Annotated in this window: 18 protein-coding genes; 6 read left to right on the plus strand and 12 right to left on the minus strand. The window is 42.4% G+C overall.

The annotated features are described in order from the left end of the window. Positions 1 to 15: 15 nt before the first annotated feature. A complete protein-coding gene (locus I5907_RS09085) occupies positions 16 to 2,049 on the plus strand; it encodes a M13 family metallopeptidase (protein WP_231402008.1) in 2,034 nt (677 codons plus the stop codon). 428 nt (positions 2,050 to 2,477) lie between these two features. On the opposite strand, the gene I5907_RS09090 is transcribed toward I5907_RS09085, so the two are convergent. The 9 genes from I5907_RS09090 to I5907_RS09130 form a co-directional block, all read right to left on the minus strand. Continuing rightward, positions 2,478 to 3,596, minus strand: a complete 1,119-nt coding sequence (locus I5907_RS09090) for an ABC transporter permease (protein ID WP_196990395.1) — start codon at positions 3,594 to 3,596, stop codon at positions 2,478 to 2,480. Positions 3,597 to 3,614: 18 nt separating this feature from the next. Further along, positions 3,615 to 4,721 (minus strand): ABC transporter permease, encoded by a 1,107-nt coding sequence (locus I5907_RS09095; RefSeq protein ID WP_196990396.1) that lies wholly within the window; start codon positions 4,719 to 4,721, stop codon positions 3,615 to 3,617. A 182-nt stretch (positions 4,722 to 4,903) separates the two neighbouring features. Further along, the gene (locus I5907_RS09100; protein WP_196990397.1) at positions 4,904 to 5,650 is read right to left on the minus strand and encodes an ABC transporter ATP-binding protein; all 747 of its coding nucleotides are present in this window, start codon (positions 5,648 to 5,650) and stop codon (positions 4,904 to 4,906) included. Between the two features lies 1 nt (position 5,651). After that, complete coding sequence (locus I5907_RS09105) at positions 5,652 to 6,572, minus strand: ABC transporter ATP-binding protein (protein ID WP_196990398.1); 921 nt, start codon at positions 6,570 to 6,572, stop codon at positions 5,652 to 5,654. A gap of 76 nt (positions 6,573 to 6,648) precedes the next feature. Next, entirely contained in the window at positions 6,649 to 7,605 is a 957-nt protein-coding gene (locus tag I5907_RS09110) for an HlyD family secretion protein (RefSeq protein WP_196990399.1), read from the minus strand. 142 nt (positions 7,606 to 7,747) lie between these two features. Continuing rightward, on the minus strand, positions 7,748 to 8,359 hold the full coding sequence (locus tag I5907_RS09115; protein ID WP_196990400.1) for a TetR/AcrR family transcriptional regulator: 612 nt from the start codon (positions 8,357 to 8,359) through the stop codon (positions 7,748 to 7,750). A 267-nt stretch (positions 8,360 to 8,626) separates the two neighbouring features. Further along, a complete protein-coding gene (locus I5907_RS09120; protein WP_196990401.1) occupies positions 8,627 to 9,421 on the minus strand; it encodes a 3-keto-disaccharide hydrolase in 795 nt (264 codons plus the stop codon). Between the two features lie 177 nt (positions 9,422 to 9,598). Further along, entirely contained in the window at positions 9,599 to 10,333 is a 735-nt protein-coding gene (locus I5907_RS09125; RefSeq protein ID WP_196990402.1) for a DNRLRE domain-containing protein, read from the minus strand. Positions 10,334 to 10,547: 214 nt separating this feature from the next. Further along, positions 10,548 to 11,117, minus strand: a complete 570-nt coding sequence (locus I5907_RS09130) for a hypothetical protein (protein ID WP_196990403.1) — start codon at positions 11,115 to 11,117, stop codon at positions 10,548 to 10,550. Positions 11,118 to 11,559: 442 nt separating this feature from the next. Between I5907_RS09130 and I5907_RS09135 the strand changes: the two genes are divergently transcribed. The 3 genes from I5907_RS09135 (at position 11,560) to I5907_RS09145 (ending at position 14,473) form a co-directional block, all read left to right on the plus strand. Then, positions 11,560 to 12,378 (plus strand): hypothetical protein, encoded by an 819-nt coding sequence (locus I5907_RS09135; RefSeq protein WP_196990404.1) that lies wholly within the window; start codon positions 11,560 to 11,562, stop codon positions 12,376 to 12,378. A gap of 618 nt (positions 12,379 to 12,996) precedes the next feature. Continuing rightward, on the plus strand, positions 12,997 to 13,782 hold the full coding sequence (locus tag I5907_RS09140; protein WP_196990405.1) for a sensor histidine kinase: 786 nt from the start codon (positions 12,997 to 12,999) through the stop codon (positions 13,780 to 13,782). A gap of 43 nt (positions 13,783 to 13,825) precedes the next feature. Further along, positions 13,826 to 14,473, plus strand: coding sequence for a response regulator (locus I5907_RS09145; protein ID WP_196990406.1), 648 nt, complete (start codon positions 13,826 to 13,828; stop codon positions 14,471 to 14,473). Between the two features lie 73 nt (positions 14,474 to 14,546). Here I5907_RS09145 and I5907_RS09150 read toward each other — a convergent pair whose 3' ends face one another. Both I5907_RS09150 and I5907_RS09155 read right to left on the minus strand, forming a co-directional pair. Further along, a complete protein-coding gene (locus tag I5907_RS09150) occupies positions 14,547 to 15,854 on the minus strand; it encodes a Gfo/Idh/MocA family protein (RefSeq protein ID WP_196990407.1) in 1,308 nt (435 codons plus the stop codon). Between the two features lie 245 nt (positions 15,855 to 16,099). Next, positions 16,100 to 16,342: a hypothetical protein gene (locus tag I5907_RS09155; RefSeq protein WP_196990408.1), complete on the minus strand. Its 243-nt coding sequence runs from the start codon at positions 16,340 to 16,342 to the stop codon at positions 16,100 to 16,102. A 361-nt stretch (positions 16,343 to 16,703) separates the two neighbouring features. On the opposite strand from I5907_RS09155, the gene I5907_RS09160 reads away from it, so the two are divergent. Continuing rightward, the gene (locus I5907_RS09160) at positions 16,704 to 17,681 is read left to right on the plus strand and encodes a Gfo/Idh/MocA family protein (protein ID WP_196990409.1); all 978 of its coding nucleotides are present in this window, start codon (positions 16,704 to 16,706) and stop codon (positions 17,679 to 17,681) included. 13 nt (positions 17,682 to 17,694) lie between these two features. Beyond that, the gene (locus I5907_RS09165) at positions 17,695 to 19,119 is read left to right on the plus strand and encodes a sugar transferase (protein ID WP_196990410.1); all 1,425 of its coding nucleotides are present in this window, start codon (positions 17,695 to 17,697) and stop codon (positions 19,117 to 19,119) included. A gap of 217 nt (positions 19,120 to 19,336) precedes the next feature. Here the strand turns inward: I5907_RS09165 and ligA are convergent, their stop codons facing one another. Then, positions 19,337 to 21,460 carry an NAD-dependent DNA ligase LigA gene (gene ligA, locus I5907_RS09170; protein WP_196990411.1) on the minus strand — a complete coding sequence of 708 codons (2,124 nt, stop codon included), beginning with the start codon at positions 21,458 to 21,460 and terminating at the stop codon, positions 19,337 to 19,339. Positions 21,461 to 21,520: the final 60 nt, after the last annotated feature.

Below are 21,520 nucleotides of genomic sequence, written 5' to 3' on the forward strand. Positions count from 1 at the left end.
AAAAGCATATACAATATGAAAATGAGATTGCCTGTACTCTCATTGGTTTCACTGGCAGCAGTAACCGGTTGCGCAGATAAGCAAACCAATGAGAAGACCACACAAAAATTTGTAGAAACCGCTTATATGGATTCTTCGGTAAAACCCGGCGATGATTTCTACATGTTTGTGAATGGTAAATGGTTGAAGACCGCTACGATACCATCCACAGAATTTGGCGTGGGTTCGTTTATCGACCTGATGAATAAAACCCGCGACAACCTGAAAACGGTTATTGAAGAAGCGGGCAAAGGCAGTGCTGCCGCAGGCAGCATAGAGCAAAAAGTGGGCGACTTTTACGCATCAGGAATGGATTCTTTAACCATTGAAAAACTGGGCTATGAGCCTGTAAAACCTGCGCTGGAGCAGATCAGTGGTATTACCAATACACAACAACTGATGAATTTTGTTGCCAGCCAGCAAAAGCTTATGAACAATACTTTATTCAGCATTCTGATAGGCGCAGATGAAAAGAACAGCTCGGTAAACATTCTTTCTTTTTACCAGGGCGGTTTAGGTTTACCAGAACGCGATTATTATTTTAAGACAGATGCAGAAACAAAGAAAGTGGTAGATGCCTACAAGACCTACATGCAGCAATTGTTTAAGCTTACCGGCGATGATTCTGTAACCGCTGCAAAAAATGCGGCCAATGTATTTGCATTGGAAACACAACTGGCCACCAGCCATAAAACAAATGTTGAGCTTAGAGATCCGGAAAGCAATTACCATAAAATGGCCGTTGCAGCACTTCATACACAAATGCCGCAGTTTGGCTGGACAAACGTGCTAAACGAAATAGGTGCAAAAGCAGATTCTGTAAATGTGGGCCAGCCTGCATTCTATGCAAAAGTCAATGAACTGCTGCGCGCCACATCCCTTGAAACATGGAAGCAGTACCTGCGTTTCAATGTACTCAACGATGCGGCCAATGCACTCAGCAGCAATTTTGTAAATGCCAAATTTGCCTATGGCAAAACACTTAGCGGCCAGGAAGAACTAAAGCCACGCTGGCAGCGCATTACAGCCAATACTGAAAATAATCTGAGAGATGCATTGGGGCAACTGTATGTAAAAAAATATTTTACTGAAGATGCCAAAAAGAGAATGCTTGAGCTGGTAAACAACCTGCAGAAAGCACTGGAGGTAAGAATAGCGAAACTCGACTGGATGAGCGACAGCACCAAGACGAAGGCCAAAGAAAAGCTGCAAACCATCATCAAAAAAATCGGCTTTCCTGATAAGTGGAGAGATTACAGCAATGTAACCATCGATAAAAATAAATATTTCGAAAACCTGCAATCATGTGCACGCAACGAGTTTCAATACCAGGTAAACAAAGCAGGCAAACCTGTAGATAAAACAGAGTGGGATCTTTCAACTTCTGAGATCAATGCATATTACAACCCAACGTTTAACGAGATCGTTTTTCCCGCGGGTATATTGCAGTTTCCATTTTTCGATCTTAATGCAGATGATGCTATCAACTATGGTGGTATAGGTATGGTTATCGGGCATGAGATAACACATGGTTTTGATGACCAGGGCGCGCAGTATGATAAAGATGGTAACCTGAGATTGTGGTGGAGCAAAGATGATTATGCAAAGTTCCAGGAAAAAGGCAAGAAAGAAATTGCGTTGTATAACAGCTTTACGGTGCTTGATTCGCTGCATGTGAACGGCGCCTTAACAAACGGTGAAAACATTGCAGACCTTGGCGGTGTAAACATTGCTTACGATGCGTTTAAAATGACCAAACAGGGCCAGGATACCGCCAAGATCGATGGGCTTACACCAGACCAGCGTTTCTTTATTTCGGTGGCGCAAATCTGGCGGCTGAAATTTAAAGATGAGTTTGTGCGCAGCCAGGTAAATACAGATGTACACTCACCTGCCAACTGGCGTGTAAACGGCCCGCTGATGAACGTGGAAGCTTTCTATAAAGCCTTCAATGTACAGCCCGGAGAGAAGATGTACAGGCCAGACAGTGCCAGGGTAAAAATATGGTAGTAACAAAGCGATCTGGTAAAAAAAGCATCAACCGTGGTTGGTGCTTTTTTTATGGTGTGTAGCCGGCAGCGGTTTTTCATGGCAGCGCCGATTGTGTCACTCACTTGTACGTTCTGTTGTTATGGCGGCTGCAGCGTTCCGGTTCAATACTCCATAAACATGTTGAAAATGCATCTGTGCCTGTATGGTTAAAATTTGGAAATACAAAACCACAGCGAGAAAGTAGTTGAGAAGCGCACAGCACCTTTGCGATGCTTTGTGACCTTTTGCCGTTGCGGTTTAAAAGTATTCAAAGCATGCCTGTACCGCTGCGCACAGCTGCCATAAAAAACTGTTGTACAAGAGTGCGACGCAAGGAACGATGCCACCGGTTATGTTGCCGGGCTCATCAGTGTCCGCACTGTTCATTCAGCGTATACGCGTAAACGTTATGCACGTTTCCTGTAGCTCAATACAGCCCATGTATTAAGTGCAACCGCAAAACCCAGTACAATAAGGATATGCCTGCTTATATCTGCAAGGCTGCTGCCTTTTAGTACTACCATACGCATCACTTCTATAAAATAAGAAACAGGATTGAAACGTGTGATCCATTGTGCCCATTCAGGCATACTGTCAATAGGTGTATAAAGACCGCTCATGAGCACAAAGATCATCATCATAAAAAAGGAGATAAGCATGGCCTGCTGCTGCGTGGCACAATAGGTGGAAAGCAGCAGACCCAACCCCAGCACAGCCAGTAAATACACCGCTGCAAAAATGTATATGGTAAATAAACTGCCAGCCGGTATAATGCCGTATGCAATGCGTGCAATGCTTAAACCAATGGTGAGTATAACAAGCCCAAGCACCCAGAAAGGAATCAGCTTGCCTAAAATAAAATGATATTTTTTAATAGGCGTTACATTGATCTGCTCAATGGTGCCGCTCTCTTTTTCTTTTACAATATTCAGCGATGCAAGGAAAGAACCAACCATGGTTAATAATATCACCAGTATGCCGGGCACCATAAAGAATTTGTAATTCATGAGCGGGTTAAACCAGTTGCTGTAAGTAACATTGATGGCAGGCGTATGATTAACCCGTGGTAGCTGTACAAATTTTACCCGCAGTTCCTGGTTGTAATCTGTAATAATGCTTTGCAGGTAAGCCGCGCCAAGTCCGGCTTTTACGCCATTGATGGCATTAACGGCAATCAGTACTTCGGCCTGCTGCTCTTTCACAAAGTCTTTCTCAAACCCAAGCGGAATTTCGAGGATGATATCTGCATTGTCGCTTTCCATTTCATGCAGGGCTTCTTTATAAGAGGCAGTGTACTGGTCGAGTTGAAAATAACCTGACGCTGTTATTTTGTTGATGAGTGTTTGGGTGTATGTGCTGCGGTTATGGTCTACTACCGCAAGCTTTATGTTCTTCACTTCATAGTCGGCAGCCATAGGCAGCACAATCAGTTGCATGGCAGGCATCATGAAAATAACGCGCAGTATTCCCGGATCGCGGAAAATCTGTTTAAATTCTTTTTGTAAGAGAAATAATAATGTGCGCATATCAATAAACTTTAAAGCTCATGCAAGCCTTATTTTAAATTTCCTGATCGCAAGCAATAATAAAAAAACAGTCATGCCCAAAAGGATGAGTGTTTCTTTCCATACGCCGGTTATATCAAGCCCTTTGATCATTACCGACCTTACCACCTGGTAAAACCATCTTGCCGGTACCGCATGGGAAATAACCTGCAGCGGCAGTGGCATATTCTCAACCGGGAACATAAAACCGCTGAGCATAACAGTTGGTAAAAACATACCTGTAAGTGAAATGAACATGGCTGTTTGTTGGGAATCTGTAACAGCCGAGATGAACAAACCAAAAGATAAACAGGTAATGGTAAACAAAATGCTTTCTCCCATTAACAATACGATGTTTCCTTTGATCGGCACATCTAAAACAAATACGCTCAGCAACAGGATGCTGATGATGTTTACTACAGACAGCAGTAAATAAGGTACCGCTTTGGCCGTTACAATTTTGAGCGGCTGTACGGGTGATACCAGCATAACTTCCATCGTGCCCATTTCTTTTTCCCGTACAATGGTAATGGCGGTCATCATGGTACATACCAGCATCAGCACCATTGCCATTACACCCGGCACAAAACTGTATGCGCCCTTTAACTGCGGGTTATACAGCATGCGTACCTGTGTGTTGATGATGTACGGTATCTGTTGATCCTGCAAGAGCCGCTGGTTGTAATCTCTTATAACGGCCGATGCGTAGTTGATGAGTGTGGTGGCCGTATTAGGGTCAGAGGCATCAGCAATCAACTGCACATTCACCTGGTTAAGGTGTTGCAGATCGCTTTGAAAATTGGCCGGCAATACAATCACCATTTTTGCCTGCCCGCTTTTAAAGATGGCGTCAATATCCTGCTGCCTATGCAGGTTGGCCTGTATATCAAAATATTTACTGGCGCTTATTTCCGTTAAAAGCCCCGCCGTAGCTGCATCGTGCGACTGGTCGAAGATGGCGATCCTGGCATTCTTTACCTCATTGGTCAATGCAAAACCAAAGATGATGATCTGTATTACGGGCATGGCCAGCAAAATGAACATGGTACGTTTATCCCGCCAGATATGGTAAAACTCTTTTCGTACAAATGATAAAAATTGTTTCATAAGCCCTGTCTCGCTGAAGGAGCATGAAGAAAATTGAAATATATGTTGTTGTCAGCTGTTGTTTTTCATGGCAGCTTCGTTGTGTCACTCACTTGTACTTCCTGTTCAATATTGAGCTGAACGTTGAAGTTTGCAAAGACCCAAAAGCTACTTTTTTCTTTACAGCAACCAGCCTTTAAAAATCAGTCAGCACTCCTGCTGGCCTTCCTTGCCAGTTGCACAAACACTTCGTCCATCGATGCGGCATTAAACTGCTCTTTAAGTTTGGAAGGCGAATCCAGCGCGTCAATCCTGCCATCTACCATTATCGATACACGGTTACAATACTCTGCCTCGTCCATGTAGTGCGTTGTAACGAAGATGGTAATGCCGGTAGCTGCAGCAGCATAAATCAGGTTCCAGAATTCCCGGCGTGTAACAGGGTCTACGCCGCCGGTAGGTTCATCTAAAAAAACGATCTGTGGTTCGTGAAAAACCGCAACTGAAAATGCCAGCTTCTGCTTCCAGCCAGGTGGTAATGAACGTACCAGTTTATCAGCTTCTGCTTCCAGGTGCAACTGTTGCAGCAGTATGGCAGTTTTGTCTTTGATAAACCGGTTGCTTTTGCCATAAATACCTGCATACAGGCGTATATTTTCCCGCACGGTCAGATCTTCGTACAAGGAAAATTTCTGGCTCATATAACCGATGCTGCGTTTAATCTTTTCCGTTTGTTTGTACACATCAAAACCAGCGATGATGGCTTTGCCGGATGTTGGCAAACTTAGCCCGCACAACATGCGCATGGCCGTTGTTTTACCTGCGCCATTGGCACCAAGAAAACCAAATATTTCGCCTTTGTACACATCAAAGGAAATATTGTCAACCGCTGTAAAATCTCCAAAGCGTTTGGTTAATGATGCTGTTGATATAATCTTCTCTGTAAGCATATTAATTTTTCATCAGTTGCATAAACCGGTCTTCTATACCAGGTGTTGTACGCTTAATTGTAACGTTGTAATTGTTCTTACGCTCAAGGAAATGACAGAGATCCGTTTCATCAAATACATCCTGCATAACAGCATGATGGTACTCACCAAAAGAGTAAACATCTTTTATCAAAGCGTAGCCGCCAAGATCTTTCAGCAGCTTATACATATCGTCGGCTTTTATAGCAAGTACCGGTTCTTTAAATTCAGCGATGATCTGTTGCGGTGTGCCGGCAGAGAGTATACTGCCATCCTGCATCAGTGCAATACGGTCGCACAAACCTGCCTCATCCATGTAAGGGGTAGAGACGAGAATCGTAATACCCTGCTGCTTTAGCCGTTTCAGCATTTCCCAGAATTCTTTTCTTGATACGGCATCTACGCCGGTGGTGGGCTCATCAAGAAAAAGCACTGTGGGGCGGTGTATAAGCGCACAACTTAAAGCCAGCTTCTGTTTCATACCCCCGGAAAGTTTTCCCGCCTTTCTCTTTTTAAAGGGCTCTATCTGTATATAAATGTCTTTTACCAGGTCGTAGTTATCTTCAATCGAGGTATTAAAGATGGTAGCAAAGAACTGCATGTTTTCTTCTACAGTAAGGTCCTGGTACAAAGAAAACCTGCCCGGCATGTAACCAACCCTGTTGCGTATGGCTTTGTAATCTTTTACAATATCAAAACCATCAACAGTTGCATAACCACCATCCGGTAAAAGCAGTGTGGTAAGCATCCTGAATAGAGAAGTTTTGCCAGCGCCGTCAGGGCCGATAATACCAAACAATTCAGCAGGAAGCACATCGAAAGACACCGTTTTTACGGCTTCTACAACGGCTTTCTTTGTACCATAATTTTTTATAAGGTTATTTACTGATACGGCTGCGTTCATGGTTTAAAAATTTCTTTGTTGACTGGCAGACCTCCTCCGAAACCACTCTATGCAAAGGAGAAGGGCTTTAACCGGGTTATTTGGTTTCTTTGTTTGCCGCAGGTGTTAATTGTACTTCGCCATACATGCCTATTTTTAAATAGCCATCGTTCTTTACTTTTATTTTTACTGCATACACAAGATTTGCCCGTTCATCTTTTGTCTGTATCGTTTTTGGTGTAAATTCTGCTTTACCAGCTATCCAGGTTATAACACCGTCGTATGTTTTGTAACTGTCTTTACCGTCATCTACCAATACTTTTACCTGCTGCTGCAGTTGTACGTTCGGCAAATCTTCTCCCGAAATATAGGCGCGAAGGTTAAGAACACGGAGGTCTGCTATTTTATATAACGCTTTGCCACTTGCGGTCAGTTCACCCTGCTGGGCATATTTGGCTATAACGGTACCTGCCATCGGGTTAGTGATGGTAGCTTTGGATAGCTGTTCATCAATCAGCGCCACCTGTTTTTTCAGCGGGTCGCTTTCACTGAGTATGCTGCGGTTTTGTGTGCCGGTGTTGCTTTGCTGTACAGCAATCTGCTGTTGTGTTACCAGCATTTGTTTTTGCAACTGGTCAACCTGTGCATTCAGGTCATCCAGTTGTTTCTGCGTTGCAGCCTGTGCTTCTACCAGCCGCTGAAAACGGTTCCGTTCGTTGATTGTATGATCCAGCTGCGATTGTTGTACAGCCAGTTGATTGCGCAGTAGTTTTATCTGCGGCTGCACGTCTGCGGTCTTTTGCGAAAGCGATTGTAGGGTTGCCTGCACCTGTTGTTTTTGCAACACGAGGTTGGTAGAATCTATCAGGCCAACTGCCTCGTCTTTTGAGAGATTATCACCTTCGTTTACTGTAAAAGAAAGCAGTTGCCCTGTTTGCTGCGCCGATACAATTACTTCATCAGCTTCAAAGGTGCCCGATGCATCGTAATTGTTTTTTTTGTTACTGCAGGCGAGCAGCAGTACCAGCAGCAATATTGAAGTTGCCTTTCTCATATTACCTGTTGTGTTTTGTAGTTTTATTTTTTGTTACCAGCTTTGGTATTACTGTTCACCGTTCCTTGCGTCGCACACTTGTACTGTATCACTTTATGCAGCGGCTCCGGTTCCGTCTGCCGCTGTTTGTTACTGCCTGCGATCATTTTTTAATAGCTGCAATAATAAATTGAGGCACCATTTTTTTACGTTCTTCAATCATTGCATCAAACTGTTTTTTAGAGATACCTGCTGCATGCTCAAACATTGGTTTTGCCATAAAAGGAAATACACACATGGAAAGCATGTTAAGAAACAACTGCAACGGTTGTATGGGTTTAATAATGCCAAGTTGTATTTCTTTTTCTACCTGCTGTGCAAACAGGTGAACTGGCGGTTTTTTATTACCAAACATTTTCTTTACCAATACATGGGGTTGCCTGGTGGCCTCATGCAATACAAACACCGGCAGGTAAGGCATCTGTTTTACCTGCTCTATGTAGGCTTCGCAGAAGGCTTCAATTTTTTCGAACAATGTGCTGCCCGATGCAAAGATCTCTGTGATGCGTGGTAAAAAATGGGTGGCTACCTCCTCAAAAATGGTTTCGAATAATTTGTCTTTACTGCGAAAGTAATAGTGCAGCATTGCTTTGTTGATGCCGGCTTCGTCTGCAATATCCTGCATGCGGGCACCATCCAGCCCTTTGGCTAAAAATATCTTTTTTGCTGCGGCCATGATGCGTTGTTCCGTCGTCTCGTCTGTCTTGTTAACCATATAATTTAACCAGATGGTTAACAAAGGTATTTATTTTTATAAACCCTGCAATTAAAAAATGACCTTCGTCGAAAAGATGCCTGTAAAACAGGACCTGGTTGCAGTTGCTGAATGAATTGCTGGTGTACAAGTGTGCGACGCAACGGAAGATACATAGTAGTAATATTGCCTGGCCAATAATTATCATAACGTATAAACATCATTTGGGGGCAATAAAAAAGCAGCGCCGGTTGGGCACTGCTTTTATTGAATGATTCAGTATTTAAATTACAAAGGTCTTAACCATATATTTCTAAAACTGATTGGCTCACTCGGGTCTCCATGATCCTGTAAACGAATGGGGCATGCGCCATGGGCTTTGTAGTATGGATTACCGATCCATTGTGTAAGGCCTTGCACCTGTGCGTGGTTCTGCAACAACACGCCGTTGAGCATAATGGTTACATATGCAGGCGACACAACAATGCCGTCTTTGTTGAAACGCGGGGCAGTCCAGACGATATCATATACCTGCCACTCGCCTGGTTTTTTGTTGGCATTGGCAAGTGGTATAATTTGTTTGTAAATGCTGCCTGTTTGGCCATTTACGTATGTTTTGTTGTTGTAGATGTCGAGTATCTGCGCTTCGTAGCCAACATCTCCTTTGCCGGTATTGGCAAGAAAGATACCGCTGTTGCCACGGCCCTGGTTATCGCCATGAATACCTTCAGGAATTTTCCACTCAAGGTGTAATTGGTAGTCGGTAAATTTTTGTTTGGTAACAATGCCGCCGGTTCCTTTTTTAACGGTGAAAAAGCCATCGCCAACGGTCCATTGTGCAGGCTTTGTAGAATCATCGCTGCCATACCATGCATCTAAACCATGTTTACCGTCGAATAAAATAATGGCATCAGAAGGTGCATCAGCAGGCGTAGCGCCGGGTGTAACAACAGGCGGAACGGGTTCCCACAATTCTGTACGTGCTGCTTCTCTGGCCAGGCTATCCCAGTTTGGTTTTTTCTGCGCATCTGCATACTGACTTACAGTTGCCAAACCAAGCAGAAAGAAAATTTTTTTGCTCATTTTGTCTTAGATATGTTTGAGCTATAAAGTTATAGATTCAACAGTTGACATTTTCAAATACTGCCATTTTATTTCGGCTATAGATTTTTGTGAACAGCATATTGAAAAATATTATTTCTTACTATGATAATAAAATTAAATACCCGCAGGCTGTAAAGCGTTGCGGGTATTTATTGTTTACTGCCATGTTAACCTGAGCACGGGTTTGTAACCTGCAGGAGATGCAAAACTTCCGAATGTTCTGCCTTTATAGAATTGAGTTTCGTTTGGAAAGATTATTTCAAAACCATGATTGTTTGAGTATGGCGCTCCGCCAGCGAGCATTTGTTTTACCATTTGGGTAACGTTGATAACAGGATTATCCTGGTTGCCTGCGAAGGGCGTTGTAATAGCAGGAACGGCTACAGCATTTCTTGCAAGTGTTGGTAAGCCAGGATAAGTAAGTGGTTGTGTTTGCCAGTTAACTGTAGAAGGTGTCCATGCGGTTTTAACCCTCCTTATTTCAGATGAGTTGTTAACCTGTGCAATACTGTAATAATTACCACTATTGTTTAGTTCGTCGTATTGGTACAGGTATAGTTTTGCTGATACAAGGGTACTGGCGGTTATCAAAGGATTAAGATTTGTGAAATCAAATTTTAGCAATGACCTGCGCGGCGCCGGTGTGCCAAGATACGTCCACACAGTGGATTGAAAACTTGGAAACTGGTTGTAGTTGGTTGTTTGATAACCCTGCAAACCATGAAGCATTGCATTATCACCGCTTGTTAAGTCCACCGTGTTTTGAGCCAATGCGGCATCTGATGTAACGGTTGCCACAGCTTCGGATGGCTCTTCAATTGATTTTTTACAGCTTGTTGATGTGATGGTTAGCGCTACTGCTAACAACATAACGTTTGAGATGTTTTTCATAAATGTTTGTTTTGAGATTTGAGTGCCTACTTTGTTTTATGCAATACGGTGTTCGGCATGTCCGTGTTTGAGTTGTGTTTTTTAACGTTCTTGTTTGAAACTATATGGCCTGTAAATAAGTGCTGCAATTAAGTATAACCAGCCTTGCAATCCCTTGGTGCATTTGTGTTGCAGTTATAACAAAAAACCAGTAATTGTGCACTTCTCAATAGCATTAATTGCTTTGCCAACCGATAATCACATTGTATTCTTTTGCAATTTCCTGGCAATACCAATGTGCGTAGCAATAAGGGTTTGTACTAATTCCGCAAACCACCCAGCTATTTAAACCTTGAGTTATTACATGCGCGTCGCCATCACCATAGCCGCAATTGCTGCAAGTCCATGTCCATATTCCATTGCAGTTATAGTTTTCTACCACTTCAGGTGCTCCATTGTTATACACAAGCATAAGCGTCCTGACGGGTTTTGTTGGAATGACAGTTCCATCTTTTTGATCGAATTCTGAAGCAGGCATAAATAACCTTGAATTATGTTCATTCATTGTATCGCGTGGAATTTCTTTAGTTGTGTAAGTGGCGACACCTTTTTCATCCCATATCAAATCTACCTGAAGCGATTTTTGATTGTCTGTTGGGTTAAGGCAAATAAATGAGTGCTTAATATTTACTCCGTAAAAATCTTTGATGTAGCTAAGGGTTGGGTCCGCTGCAGCTTTCCTGCAGGAAGAAAATGCGAATATCAACGATACACATACTGATATTGCAATAATGATCTTTTTCATTTTGTACTTTTTTTGGTTTAATAAGTAATGTTGTTTTCGGCTCTGTTAGCGAATGCTTTTGCGAATTGGCACATTGTATTCCGGAAATACAAGGGTGCGACGCAACCAAAGCATGATCAATGCATTTTAGCCTGGCTCATGATTTTTATTAGATAGACCGCCAACCAGTTTTAAATGCATTACAAAATTGCAATAGCGGTGTTTGTTTTACAGGAGTTGAACAACTGGTAATTGTGTCTTTTCAAACGGTCATATAAATCGTTGAATAACGGTTTTTGTATGTGAAAAATCACGCCTTAAATGCGGAACAATTGACGAATTGCAGCAGCAGTAAGTAATTTATGAAATAAGTGTTTTGACAAAAGGAATGATTATATTAGATAATGTAAATATTTTCCCAAGCCTTTATAGTTTTACACTTTATTAAACCAAAAAAACAAACATGAAAAAAATATTGGTCGCAACAAATATCATGTTGCTCGGCATTATTGTTTTCCAGGCATGCAGGACGTCAAGGGTTACAATTCCGGACGTAGTTGCAAGTACTACTTTCTGTACTTCCTGTAGCCAAGATTTAGTAGGGCACACAGCGGCTGAATTTATAGATGTGGTGTCGAGGTATAAGAAAACACATTACGATATCATCAATCATGATGCAGCGCAGTACTACGGTATATCCAATACGCAAAGTCAAGGTCAACAATATATTACGCAAGTTCAGGGACAGCAGTACTATGATGATGCCAGGGCTGTATGGTTTCCTTTAGATACAATTAAGAAGTTTATATGCAATATCGAAAAATATTCGGCTCAGTTACATGTAAGGTCTAATGAATTAGGTATTAGATTCTATTATGCCACTTATCCTGGCAATTTTAGTTTTTACCCGCAACGAAGTGGGCAGCATACTCTTTTCATGTCTCCTACAATAGATGTAGAAGGACAGGCGATTGATTTCGATCCACACCTAACAGCAGCAAATTATATTAATGCCGGAGGCACCGGAGTAGTTAATTACCTGTTCATGGCGGACCTTATGAATCCCGCATCTCCCCAGGAATTGATGCTTTGCGGTCCTGCAGCTTCTAATTACCCTGTCCGACCATACCCAAATGCAAATACGATAACTAATGCTTCAAGAGTTTTTTGGAATAATGGAAATCTATGTCCTACTAATTGCCCTCGTCCTGGCCCCAATAATCAAATTTATAACACGCTCACAAGTGTAGATGCGATAAACCCCATGGGTTTGGGGTACTAAACAAATTTTATGAGGGATGTCTTGTACTAATTATTTTGAAACGACTGCATTTCTTGCCTCTTTATTTACATGGAGTACAATAAAGAACAGCAAGTATATGCGACTGTTTCCTTTGTTGCTTTTGATAATTGTTCTGGGTGAAATAGCAGGCTATTACCTGGCGGTAAAATATCATAATAACAGATGGTTTTACAATCTGTTTACACCAATTCAATACCTGCTTTATTTTATTATATTTTACTATGCAATTAGTAAAAACCAATTTCGAACTATAATTCTTGTAAGTATTTTCTTATACATGCTTTTAAGCGTATTTACATACGATACTGAAACAACCCTGAACATTTCTGTTTATTTAAGCGGCGCAGTATTATTGATCGTTTTTATAATAGGTAAGCTGTATGAGTTGATTGATAGTTCAGAGGAAATGGATTTTTTGAAAGCTCCTTTTTTTTATATTTCGTTCGCAACACTGATATTTAATGTAGCCGGCTTGCCATTTTTCGTTATGAATAATTGGATGACGAATACAAAAGCGGCAGCTTTTATTTCCATATTTAACAATGTGCTGGATACACTAAATATTGTTTTATACGGTACATATACAATAGCATTTATATGGATCAGAAAAACGGGTTCATACTTATAGGCACTGTAACAGTTATTCTAATTATTTTCCTGCTTGCATTTTTTTTAATAATGCTAATCTACCGTAAACGTAAAATAGAGCATCGCAAAGAAATGGAAATAATAAACCAGGCACATAAAGAAGCGATACTAAGTACACAACTAGAAATTCAGCAGCAAACCATGCAGGACCTTGGCAGGGAAATACATGACAACATTAGCCAGAAACTTACCCTGGCATCTATTTATGCCCAGCAATTTGTATATGAAAATAAATATCCCGGCGCCAATGAAAAAATAGATATTATCTGCAGTGTTATTAATACTGCATTATTAGAATTGCAAAGTCTTTCCAGAAGTCTTACGAGTAATTATATTCAGCAGACGACATTAACCCAACTGATAAAAACTGAGTGTGAACGTATTATTTTATCGGGAAGGTGCAAAGTTGTATATGAGCTTTCTAAGGCTACTATACCAATAGACGATACAAAGAAAAAAGTTGCATTGCGCATAGTACAGGAGTTCTTGCAAAACAGTCTCAAACATGCTAAATGCAGGATAATACATCTGGCTGTGTTGTATGATGGAAACTGCCTGCAAATTGTTGGTAACGATGATGGAGTGGGATTTGATGTTGGTGCTACAACAAAAAAAACCGCAGGCATAGGGTTGGAAAATATGCGAAAGAGAGCAGAAATGATTGGTGCACGTTTTTCAATTGCCAGCACCCTTAACAAAGGCACTGAAATCAATTTTACCCTTGCCTTGCCATGATATCATTATAGGTGCAAACAAAATAAATAAACACTGAAATAAGATGCAATATTCAATTGTAATAGCAGATGACCATTCATTAATAGCGCAGGCAATTGGAGGCATTATTGAAAATTTCAGGAACTATACAGTACTGTACGAAGTTCAAAATGGTAAAATACTGATTGAAAAATTTCGACAAAAAAAGAATATTCCTGAAATCATATTACTTGATGTTTCGATGCCGGTGATGGATGGGTACGAAACAGCACAATGGTTAACGGATAACCATCCTGAAGTACTCATACTGGCGCTTTCGATGCAGGATGACGAACAGGCATTACTGCGCATGATTAAAAGTGGGGCAAAAGGATATTTATTAAAAAATTGTAATCCTGTTGAACTGGAAAATGCTTTAAATGCACTCACGACGAAAGGGTATTACTATTCTGACTGGGCAGCAGAAAAAGTATTTAAAAATCTTTCCGGTAATAATAAAACGGTAGACCAATTGCCGGCATTGACAGATCGTGAAAAAGAATTCCTGCAATTGGCGTCTACAGAACTTACATATAAAGAAATCGCCGATAAAATGTTTTGTAGTCCGAGAACAGTAGAAGGTTACCGGGATGATCTTTTTCAAAAATTTGGTTTTAAAACAAGAGTTGGGTTAGTGGTGTTTGCCATACGAAATAACCTGATCCAGGTATAATCTAAAAAAATGCGTTCCGCCCTAATCATTGAATATTTTAAACCCGGTTGATTATGCGGAACGCAATGTATGTCTACACTTTCGGCAAACTATAGCCATTGTGATACTCAGCCGCGAGGTACTTGTTGGCATCTGCATCGGAGAACCTTTTCGCATCTGCATCCCAGTAAATCTTTTTACCTGTTCTGAAAGCTACGTTGCCCATCTGGCATACAGTAGCTACATGCGCCGCATCTTTAATCGGGCATTTCAGGTCTTCCATTTTCCTTGACTTTATTACATCCAGGAAATTCTTTGCATGCAGCTCGAGGCCATTATCTGTGCGTTGCTGGCGCGCAACGGCTTCCATCATCTGTTTACCATTGATGGTTTCGGGCAGTACTTCCCAGCCGCCACGGTCTACTACCAGGGTGCCGTTATTGCCAATAAACGCTACACCATGGTCGCGCTGGTACGGACCATCGTTAATGCCGGTAGCATGCTCCCACAAAAGGTTAAAGCCATTGAATTCAAAAACGGTCGTTAAAGTATCCGGTGTTTCTTCTGCATCATCAGGATAAGCAAATTTGCCACCGCTTGCAACAATACTTTTAGGCAAAGGTGCTTTAGAGCCAATGAGTGCATAATCTATCATGTGAACGCCCCAGTCTGTCATAAGACCGCCTGCATAATCCCAGTACCAGCGGAAATTAAAGTGAAAACGGTTGGGATTGAAAGGGCGCTTTTTAGCAGGACCTAACCACATATCGTAATCAACGCCTGGTGGCGGTGCACTGTCTGGTTGTACGGGTATAGATTTCATCCAGCCCTGGTACGCCCAGGCTTTTACCAGGCGCACATTGCCCAGTTTACCAGCGTGTACAAACTCCATTGCATCCTGGTAATGTTTATTACTACGCTGCCACTGCCCCACCTGCACCACCCGGTTGTATTTTTGTTGTGCGCCGATCATTACTGCACATTCTGCAATGGAATTACCAGCAGGCTTTTCGCAATACACATCTTTGCCTGCCGCAACGGCATCTACCATTATTTTGCAATGCCAGTGGTCTGGTGTACCAATTACTACAGCATCTACATTTTTATCGTCCAGTAATTTGCGGTAGTCGCCATAGATAACCGGCTTTATATTTTCTTTCGCCAGCTCGGCCATGCGTTTGTCGAGAACAGATTTGTCAACGTCGCAAATAGCTACCAGCTGAGCTTCAGGATTTTTGAGGATGGCTCTTACATCGCTCCACCCCATACCATTGATACCAATTGCGCCGATGTTGATCTTTTCATTGGCCGCGATCTTCCTGGCGGCGTGTAATGATGCAGGGAGGATTAAAGAGCCTGCAGTAAACATACCGGTGTTCTGTAAGAATTGTCTGCGCTTCATACGTTGAAATACTTATATGTGAAAGTAAAATTGAGCGGGTGTGTGTTATAGCAACCTGTTGTTGGCGCCAAGAGATAACAGCACCAGCAAGCATCGTTTTAAACCATTACCCGTTTAAAGTAACGAAGAATAAATAATAAAATCAGGAAATACACTTATAAAAGCGGGAGGGCTTAATAAAGTTTTAGAAATGGATAAAAAAGTAAAAGGGTTGATTATACATGAAATATTTACGTAATTGTTTATTAGCTACGGTAGCAGGATGATAACAGGCAACCAATGCGGGAAAGCAGTGCGGCATCGGTAATCTCATCATTCAGCCACTGGTTCATACTACAATTGATATCGCCAATGTTTTTACCATTCAGTTTTGCATTGAAGCAGGCCGGCATGCCGTTCTCTACCGGCAGCAGGTATGGTGTGGCTGACAATGAATGTAATTCGCCACCATGATAAAATGTAAGATTGATTTCTTCGAGAATGCTCATACTACCAGTAAATTCAAAATGTTTGCCAATGCATTTTCTATCGTTTCCTGTGCCTGGAACGATACAGCGATGCCTGGCAGTGTATTGTTTTTTCCACACTTTTAGTGTAGTGCAGGCAAACGCTGCACAAAACGAATGCTAATAGCGTAGAGGCAGCTGCTGCAGCGCTGTGGTGACTGTGCCGCTGCGAACAGCCGCCATAGCAAACTGCTGCACAAGTGTGCGACGCAAGTAAAGCTGCCATAGAAATCTGCTGCCGGTTACCTGGCCACCATTAACGTGTAATACCCTTTTGCCGTGTGCAAAACAGGTCAGGTGGCTGCACGGGCAATCCCCTTATCTTTACAGGCAAATTTTTAGTATGTTGAAAGTTGGTGTTTTTGGTGTGGGCCACCTGGGAAAATTTCATTTGAATAACTGGAAAGAGATTGAAGGCGTAACATTGGTTGGTTTCTATGACCCTAATGACGCTGCGGCCAAAGAGGTTTCTGAAAAATATGGGTTGAAAAGATTTGACACTGCAGCCGCTTTACTTGCCGTTACAGATGCAGCAGATATTGTGGCGCCTACCAATCACCACTTTGTTTTGTGCGAAGCTGCAATAAGAGCCGGCAAGCATGTTTTTGTGGAGAAGCCACTGGCAAATACTATTGACGAAGGTCGGCAGATTGTAAAGATGGCGAGGGAGGCAGGTGTAAAAGTACAGGTTGGCCATGTAGAAAGATTTAACCCTGCCTACACGGCCATTAAAAACATGACCATAAAACCAGGTTTTATAGAGGTACACAGGCTTGCCCAGTTTAACCCACGTGGTACCGAGGTAAGCGTTATTCTTGACCTGATGATACATGATATTGACATTATTCTAAGCCTGGTTAAAAGCGATGTAAAAAATATTTATGCCAGCGGTGTAGCGGTAATGACAGACACGCCTGACATAGCAAATGTGCGTATAGAGTTTAACAACGGATGCGTGGCAAACCTTACCAGCAGCAGGATCAGCATGAAAAAAATGCGCAAGATGCGGGTATTTCAAAAAGATGCATACATTGGTATTGATTTCCTGGAAAAGAAAACAGAGATCATTAAATTACACGAGCCGGCTGACGCAAATGCATTTTCTTTTGAGCTTGAGACACCCAACGGTGAAACAAAAACGATTGCTGTAATAAACCCCGAAACAAAACCCGCCAATGCCATTAAAGACGAATTATCATCATTTGTAACTGCTGTTGTGAACAATACAGCTACTGAAGTTTCTGAAATTGATGGTTTTCTTGCAATGGAAGTTGCCCACCGTATTTTGGAAAAAATCGGGGCAACCAGCATAACGGCGTGATTTCTTTTTAGCTATGGATACCTCCAGGCCAATACGTATAAATGTTTATATTTTCAGCGATATCATTGCATCTGCTGCAGTATGGACAGGTATAGCCTTACAGCGGAAAAAGCTGCTTAATGAAGCGCCGCAAACTTTGAAGGGTCTGTTTACCGCTGATGCATATTTTCCGCTCTCATTACTGCTTACGGTGTTATTCTGGCTGGTGCTGTACTCCATTACCGGTGCTTACAACAACGCTGTTTATAAACGCTCCCGGCTTACAGATTTTAATAACACGCTTATACAATCTTTTACAGGATCCATCATTCTCTTCTTTGTACTTTTCATGAACGATGGTGAAAGGAACTACAACTATTTCTATATTACATTTTTCTCTCTTTTCTTTTTGCAAACCATAGCAACTTTTATTGGCCGCTTTATCATTGTTACCATGGCAAGGCGGCAACTGGAATCGGGTAAATTTTCTTTTCGTACACTCATCGTAGGCAATAGCCGTAAAGCATCTGATGCATTAAAGGAGATCAGGAAAAGCCGTCTTATTGTAGGGTATGATATTGTTGGTTTTATTGCCACAGACCCTGCGCTGAAGAATGGTATTACAAAATCACTTACCTGCCTGGGCGATCTGCCATCGATGGAACAAATGATCTATGAAAAAAAGATTCAGCGTGTAATTGTTGCGCTGGATAAAAACGAAGCATCTTTAAAAGAGCAGATCATCAGCAGGCTGAGCGAAAAAGACGTAGAAGTAAAACTGGTGCCTGATACGTATGAAATTCTTTCCGGCGCCGTAAAGACCGCCAACATACCAGATGCTGTGTTGATCGATATTGACACCGGCCTGATGCCTGCATGGCAGGAAAACATCAAACGGCTGATCGATATTACTGCATCTCTTACAGCAATGATTACACTAAGTCCTTTCCTGCTTTTCGTGGCCATTAAAACAAAACTTTCCTCGCCCGGCAGTATTATTTTCTCGCAGGAGCGAATCGGTTACAAAGGCAAGCCATTCATCATACACAAGTTTCGTTCAATGTTTATCAATGCCGAACAAAACGGGCCTGCATTATCTGCCGAGAATGATCCGCGCATTACACCATGGGGCAGGTTTATGCGCAAGTGGCGTATAGACGAGCTGCCGCAATTGTGGAATATACTGCTGGGCGAAATGAGTTTTATAGGTCCAAGACCAGAGCGCAGGTTTTATATAGACCAGATCAATGCGCAAACACCCTATTACCGTTACCTGCTAAAAGTAAAGCCCGGCCTTACTTCCTGGGGCATGGTGCAGTTTGGTTATGCTTCATCCGTAGGGCAAATGATTGAGCGTATGAAGTATGATCTTGTTTACATTGAAAACATTTCACTGCTGCTCGATCTTAAAATAATGATCTACACACTCAAAATCATTTTTTCCGGTAAAGGAAAATAAGTAAACCGGGAATCGTCAATTGTTATAAGTTATACGATCGGTTGCCAAAGCAGAATGCTGTCACGCAGTGTTATTGGTCAGTTTATTTTTCAGTACCAGGCTGCATTGCTACTATTATGCTGTACTTGCGTCGCACACTTGTACTGCAGCAATCATTTCAGCATCGGCTAACCCGCTGTGTTTTTACAGGCAGGTACAAACTCAAAACACATCGTTTCTATTGTGCGATCAGCTTTAAAAAATCATCTTCACTAATGATCTTAATAGTGTTGATCTTTTTGGCTTTCTCCAGTTTACTGCCTGCATCTTCACCCACTACAAGATAGTTGAGTTTACTGCTTACACCGCTAACGATCTTACCGCCATGCGCTTCCACCATTGCCTCTGCTTCGCTTCGTTTTAGCTTGTTGAGCGTGCCGGTAAAAAGAAAAGTTTGTTCTTTTAATGTGCTATCGCCGGCCGCTGTTTTTTTCTGGTTATTCAGTTGCAGGCCTAGTTCTTCCAGCTCTTTCAGCATGGCCAGGTTTTGATCATTATGGAAAAAGCGGTAAATACTTTGTGCCACTTTTATACCCACGTCTTCCATTTGCTGCAGGTCTTCTTCTGTTTTATGCGCAAAGTCGTTGATGTTGTTTACCGCATTGGCCAATGTTTTCGCTGTTGTTTCTCCCACGTAGCGTATGCCCAGTGCATACACCAGCCGGTGTAGCGACTGTTGTTTCGAGGCTTCAATGGCAGTCTTTAAATTGTCGATTGATTTTTTTCCGAAACCCTCCATCTTGCCAATCACATCAAAATCCAGCCGGTATATACCGGGTACATCTTTCAATAGCTGCAACTCATAAAATTTGCGCACATTGGCCTCACCAAAGTTTTTAATGTCCATGGCATCTTTACTCACAAAATGTATGATGCGTTCTACCACCTGTGCCGGGCAGTCAATATTGATACAGCGCCATACCGCCTCACCTTCTTCTTTGAACAGCTCACTGCTGCATACCGGGCACTGCCGCGGAAATTTGATGTTTACTTCATCGCCTGTTCGCACCTCCGGCAAAGATTTTACAATTTGCGGTATCACGTCGCCGGCTCTTTCTATCAGCACACTGTCACCTATTTTCAGGTCTTTTTCCTTTATATAATCTTCATTGTGTATAGATATGCTAGAAACGGTTACACCGCCAATGTGCACCGGTTCCAATTTGGCAACGGGCGTTACAGCACCCGTGCGCCCCACCTGGAACTCCACCGCTTTTAACCTTGTGGTGGCCTGTCTTGCTTTAAACTTAAACGCAATAGCCCAGCGCGGGTGGTGGGTGGTCATACCCATTTTATCCTGCAGCGCAAAGTCATTTACTTTTACCACCATACCATCAATTTCGTAAGGCAGCGTGTCACGCATTTCTTCAAAATCGTGTACATGTTTAATTACCTCATCTATGCCTTTCAGCACAAGCTTCTCTTTTTTCGGCGACCGGAAACCACAATCCCACAGCATATCTAAAGAACCGCCGTGTGTGCGCAGGTATTTACTTTGCGGTAAAGTATCGTTCGGCTCCCCATCAAGTGAAAGTGTATAACCGTCGGCAGTGGTATAGTAACTAATGTGGTACAGGAAAGCGTCCAGGTTTCTTTTTGCTACGTTACGCGGATCTTTTTGTCTCAGGCTGCCACTGGCCGCATTGCGCGGATTGGCGAGTGGTGGCAGCCCCTGCTCCATTAGTGCATCGTTGTATTTTTTAAACACGTCTTTTGTCAGTATAATTTCTCCACGGATCTCCACCTGTGTTATACCATACCTTGAGAACGGTGCACTCAGCGGAATGGATTTGATCTGTTTAATGTTGGTCGTAATATCTTCACCTTCTACGCCATCGCCCCTGGTGGCGCCACGAACCAGCATATCATTTTCATAGATCAGGGAAATGCTGGCACCGTCAAACTTAGGTTCTACGCAATACTCTACCACTGCCAGGCCGGTAAGTTCCCTTGCTTTGCGGTCAAAGTCGTACAGGTCTTCAGCATTGTAGCTGTTGTCAAGGCTTAGCATCGGCACAAGGTGCTGTACAGTAGGAAAGGCTGCATTCAGGGTACTGCCTACTCTCTGTGTTGGCGAAGCGGGTGTAATAAGCTCCGGGTGCTGCTTTTCAATTGCTTCAAGCTGCTTGTACAACTGGTCATATTCTGCATCAGCCACCAGCGGGTCATTCATTACATAGTACCTGTATTCATGAAAGCGCAACACCTCCCTCAGTGTCGCAATTTCCTCTGCCGTAGCGTTTTCTTTAAGAAACCGGTTGCTGTCTTTTTGAATTTCCCTTGTTTGTTCGGCTGTATACATAAACTACAATTAATCGCGATAAAGATAAAAGAGATTTGCACATGCGCATGCATATTCGAA

The organism is Panacibacter microcysteis, from assembly GCF_015831355.1.
GTDB classification, from domain to species: Bacteria; Bacteroidota; Bacteroidia; order Chitinophagales; family Chitinophagaceae; genus Panacibacter; species Panacibacter microcysteis.

Bases quoted from the DNA above. Each gene is read 5' to 3' on its own strand.
- I5907_RS09125 (WP_196990402.1), bottom strand. From the start codon at position 10,333: ATGAAAAACATCTCAAACGTTATGTTGTTAGCAGTAGCGCTAACCATC.
- I5907_RS09165 (WP_196990410.1), top strand. From the start codon at position 17,695: ATGGATACCTCCAGGCCAATACGTATAAATGTTTATATTTTCAGCGAT.
- I5907_RS09090 (WP_196990395.1), bottom strand. From the start codon at position 3,596: ATGCGCACATTATTATTTCTCTTACAAAAAGAATTTAAACAGATTTTC.
- I5907_RS09140 (WP_196990405.1), top strand. From the start codon at position 12,997: ATGGATCAGAAAAACGGGTTCATACTTATAGGCACTGTAACAGTTATT.
- I5907_RS09085 (WP_231402008.1), top strand. From the start codon at position 16: ATGAAAATGAGATTGCCTGTACTCTCATTGGTTTCACTGGCAGCAGTA.
- ligA (WP_196990411.1), bottom strand. From the start codon at position 21,460: ATGTATACAGCCGAACAAACAAGGGAAATTCAAAAAGACAGCAACCGG.
- I5907_RS09120 (WP_196990401.1), bottom strand. From the start codon at position 9,421: ATGAGCAAAAAAATTTTCTTTCTGCTTGGTTTGGCAACTGTAAGTCAG.
- I5907_RS09160 (WP_196990409.1), top strand. From the start codon at position 16,704: ATGTTGAAAGTTGGTGTTTTTGGTGTGGGCCACCTGGGAAAATTTCAT.
- I5907_RS09110 (WP_196990399.1), bottom strand. From the start codon at position 7,605: ATGAGAAAGGCAACTTCAATATTGCTGCTGGTACTGCTGCTCGCCTGC.
- I5907_RS09130 (WP_196990403.1), bottom strand. From the start codon at position 11,117: ATGAAAAAGATCATTATTGCAATATCAGTATGTGTATCGTTGATATTC.
- I5907_RS09115 (WP_196990400.1), bottom strand. From the start codon at position 8,359: ATGGTTAACAAGACAGACGAGACGACGGAACAACGCATCATGGCCGCA.
- I5907_RS09105 (WP_196990398.1), bottom strand. From the start codon at position 6,572: ATGAACGCAGCCGTATCAGTAAATAACCTTATAAAAAATTATGGTACA.
- I5907_RS09145 (WP_196990406.1), top strand. From the start codon at position 13,826: ATGCAATATTCAATTGTAATAGCAGATGACCATTCATTAATAGCGCAG.
- I5907_RS09150 (WP_196990407.1), bottom strand. From the start codon at position 15,854: ATGAAGCGCAGACAATTCTTACAGAACACCGGTATGTTTACTGCAGGC.
- I5907_RS09095 (WP_196990396.1), bottom strand. From the start codon at position 4,721: ATGAAACAATTTTTATCATTTGTACGAAAAGAGTTTTACCATATCTGG.
- I5907_RS09135 (WP_196990404.1), top strand. From the start codon at position 11,560: ATGAAAAAAATATTGGTCGCAACAAATATCATGTTGCTCGGCATTATT.
- I5907_RS09155 (WP_196990408.1), bottom strand. From the start codon at position 16,342: ATGAGCATTCTCGAAGAAATCAATCTTACATTTTATCATGGTGGCGAA.
- I5907_RS09100 (WP_196990397.1), bottom strand. From the start codon at position 5,650: ATGCTTACAGAGAAGATTATATCAACAGCATCATTAACCAAACGCTTT.